This is a genomic window from Candidatus Accumulibacter vicinus (assembly GCF_000584955.1).
Classification (GTDB): domain Bacteria; phylum Pseudomonadota; class Gammaproteobacteria; order Burkholderiales; family Rhodocyclaceae; genus Accumulibacter; species Accumulibacter vicinus.
On record NZ_JDSS02000050.1, the window covers coordinates 4,325 to 6,930 of the forward strand.

4 protein-coding genes are annotated in these 2,606 nt (G+C 55.3%); 2 read left to right on the plus strand and 2 right to left on the minus strand.

Annotation, left to right across the window (positions count from 1 at the left end; translation table 11 throughout):
- Both CAPSK01_RS19905 and CAPSK01_RS19910 read left to right on the plus strand, forming a co-directional pair.
- Positions 1-373, plus strand: a 373-nt coding sequence (locus CAPSK01_RS19905) for a heme-binding protein (RefSeq protein ID WP_034930954.1), incomplete at its 5' end; no start/stop codon positions are given.
- Positions 374-420: 47 nt separating this feature from the next.
- The gene (locus CAPSK01_RS19910) at positions 421-828 is read left to right on the plus strand and encodes a hypothetical protein (protein WP_273704162.1); all 408 of its coding nucleotides are present in this window, start codon (positions 421-423) and stop codon (positions 826-828) included.
- 264 nt (positions 829-1,092) lie between these two features.
- On the opposite strand, the gene CAPSK01_RS19915 is transcribed toward CAPSK01_RS19910, so the two are convergent.
- Both CAPSK01_RS19915 and CAPSK01_RS24155 read right to left on the minus strand, forming a co-directional pair.
- Positions 1,093-2,235 (minus strand): rhodanese-like domain-containing protein, encoded by a 1,143-nt coding sequence (locus CAPSK01_RS19915; RefSeq protein WP_273704163.1) that lies wholly within the window; start codon positions 2,233-2,235, stop codon positions 1,093-1,095.
- 64 nt (positions 2,236-2,299) lie between these two features.
- The coding region (locus CAPSK01_RS24155; protein ID WP_273704164.1) for a hypothetical protein at positions 2,300-2,606 on the minus strand (307 nt) is incomplete at its 5' end.

The window sequence follows — 2,606 nt, forward strand, 5'->3', positions numbered from 1 at the left end:
TGAGGCATGTCGCGAAACCGGCTATCAAGTAGCGGCGGTCGTTGTCGATCGGAATGGCGACCCGGTAGCTATTCTGCGCGACGTATTCGCCCCGCGTGTAATGATCGAAATCGCTATGCGAACTGCTAATACAGTGGTTATGTCGGGGGTGGACTCCAGCGAATTCGTGCGTAACGCGAAGGCTCTGGCCGAGAAACTTGACCACCTCGGGATCACACTCTCGGAAGCAGGTGCCGTACGCATTGAGGCCGCCGACGGCAGCTTCCTCGGCGCGGTCAGTGTTAGTGGTGCGCCAACTGGGGAGGATGATGAAAAATGTGTACGTAAGGCATTGAACGCAGTTGGGGAACGCCTGATGTTTGGCGACATGTGACGCGGAAGCCACCATTATGGTTCAACACCAACCAGGAGGTTTATAAGATGAGATTTTTACGATCGCGTACCAGTGGCTCTTTACTGGTTGTTACAGTAATGGCATGTGCTATGCCAATTTCCACCGTGGCAGCAGATGGGGGCGCCGTGCGAAAGGCAAAAGAAGCCGCCGCGCGCGAGGCAGTTGAGGCCGCCAAGTTTGCAGTTGCTCAGAATCGACAGCAGACAGAGGATTGGGGTCTGTGGAAAGATACACTCGACCATCTGGCGAAGGCGGAGGAGGCGTTAGAACAAAAAATTGGTAATTTCGACTTGGCCTTGAAAGAGGCTGAGCGGGCGAAGTTCGAGGCGGACACAGGGCTTGCCCAAATCAAGCAACAAGCTGATACGTGGAAAACGGCTGCCAAGTTTTTCGAGGATACGGAAAAAACTTGGGTGTCAGGACGTTCAAAGTGACTCGGTCGGTGCTCGAGACCACTTGTAAGTATGGGTATGGACATGAGAAGCATCTGAGTTTCCCCCGAAGTTTCGCCTTCCAAGAGATGGGGTATAACGCCCCGTGAAATTGGAAGGGTAAACGAAGTTGTAGAAGATACCGAAGCACGGGTGCACCGCCGAATTCAAGGAACTGTCGGTGATGCGGGTGAAGGCAGGCCAGAGCATCGGAGCTGTAGCAAAAAAATCCGGATTAGCAGACTTTTTCCTGCAGCGTCGGGGGGATCAGTCCTTCTTGGCGATAACAAAGCCCGCTTCCTTCCATTCCGGAAAGCCGCCGCGGAACCAGTAGATGTTTTTCCAGCCAGCTCTGATGGCCATGACAGTGGATTTGTAGCTTTTCCAGCAGACCGTGCCGTCACAAAACATGATGAGCGGTGTGTTTTTGTCCTTGGGCAAGCGATCGAGAGCGAACTTGTCATCCACGTGGTCGAAATCGACTTCCTTGGCGCTGGCTTCATCGTATGGGACGAGGATCGATCCGGGTATGTAACCCATTTTGTGAGTCTCGTTGTCTCGTACGTCATAGATCGCAACGCCTTTGGCCATGAGGTCGCGCGCCTCGGCGGCGGCGATGATCCTGGCGCCCGGCAGGCTGGTCGGGGTGGTGTTCAGCATCGAAGCGACGCCCTTGAAGTCAGCTTTGCTGGCGGTAGCAAGCGTGAGCTTGAGGCTGTTGTTACTCTGCAGAGAGGAAGCCAGTTTTTGCAGGGCAGCCGCGGACACAGCTTCCGACTTTACCGAGAGTGCGCGTAGAGGGACTGCGGCACTGGTGTAGACAATTCGGCCACCGTTGGTCGCAGTCCAGGTCTTGGCCTCTTCAGCAGACGCGACGGCGAGATCGTAACGACCAAGTTTCAGTCCGTACAGGGGAGCTTCAGCCATACGGTGGAACTTGGTTTCGGCAAAATCGCTCTTGGCAAGCCCACGGCTGATGATTTCGCTGCGGGCGAGACTACCCGTCACCGATTCGTAATCCGGCATACCGAGGCGAGCACCGGATTTGGCGGAAAGATTGCCCTTGAAATTTGGTGCTGCGACGAAGGAGGCGGCAGTGGTCTGCTCGGTTTTGAGTATGGGCTCGAACTTCAACTTTCCGATATTGGCGATCACCTGGGCAGGACCGAACACCATATCCAACTCGCCATCCTTGGCGCGCTTGATTGCAAGGAATGCTTTGGTGTAGTACTGCAGGCGGACTGGTTGACCGACAGAACGCTCGACCTGGTTAGCAAAAGCACGGTAGCGTTGGGTTGTGTCGTAGTCGGTCAAAGATTCATTTTGGTCGAGCACGACGCCAAGGGTGAGGGCGCTGGCCTGGGCAAATGCAGACGCCAGAAACAGGGGCAGGATGACTAAACGCAGCATGATCGATCGTCTCCACAGAAGGTGGACGTTTAACGGTCAAGCTCACTATAAGTTTAATTGCGGCTCAAAGCGGCACGGTGTTGCCAAGCCAGGATCGCAAAGTGGTGCGCAGTTGTTCTTCCTGAACCGGTAGGGAGAAAGCGGCGTCGATGCGAAGACGGGCGCTCACTTTGTCCAGCACAGCCTGGTGCGCCGTTTCATAAAAAACCAGAATACGGGTATTCGGTATGCTTTGCGCCGTGGCTAGCAGGGACTCGAGGTTGGACAGGCGGTCACGGAAATCGGCCTGGTGATAAAAATCAGCCACGATCACGGCGGGTGGCGTTTTACGCACCAGACTGATGGCGCGGCGCTCAGACCATTCGGTAACG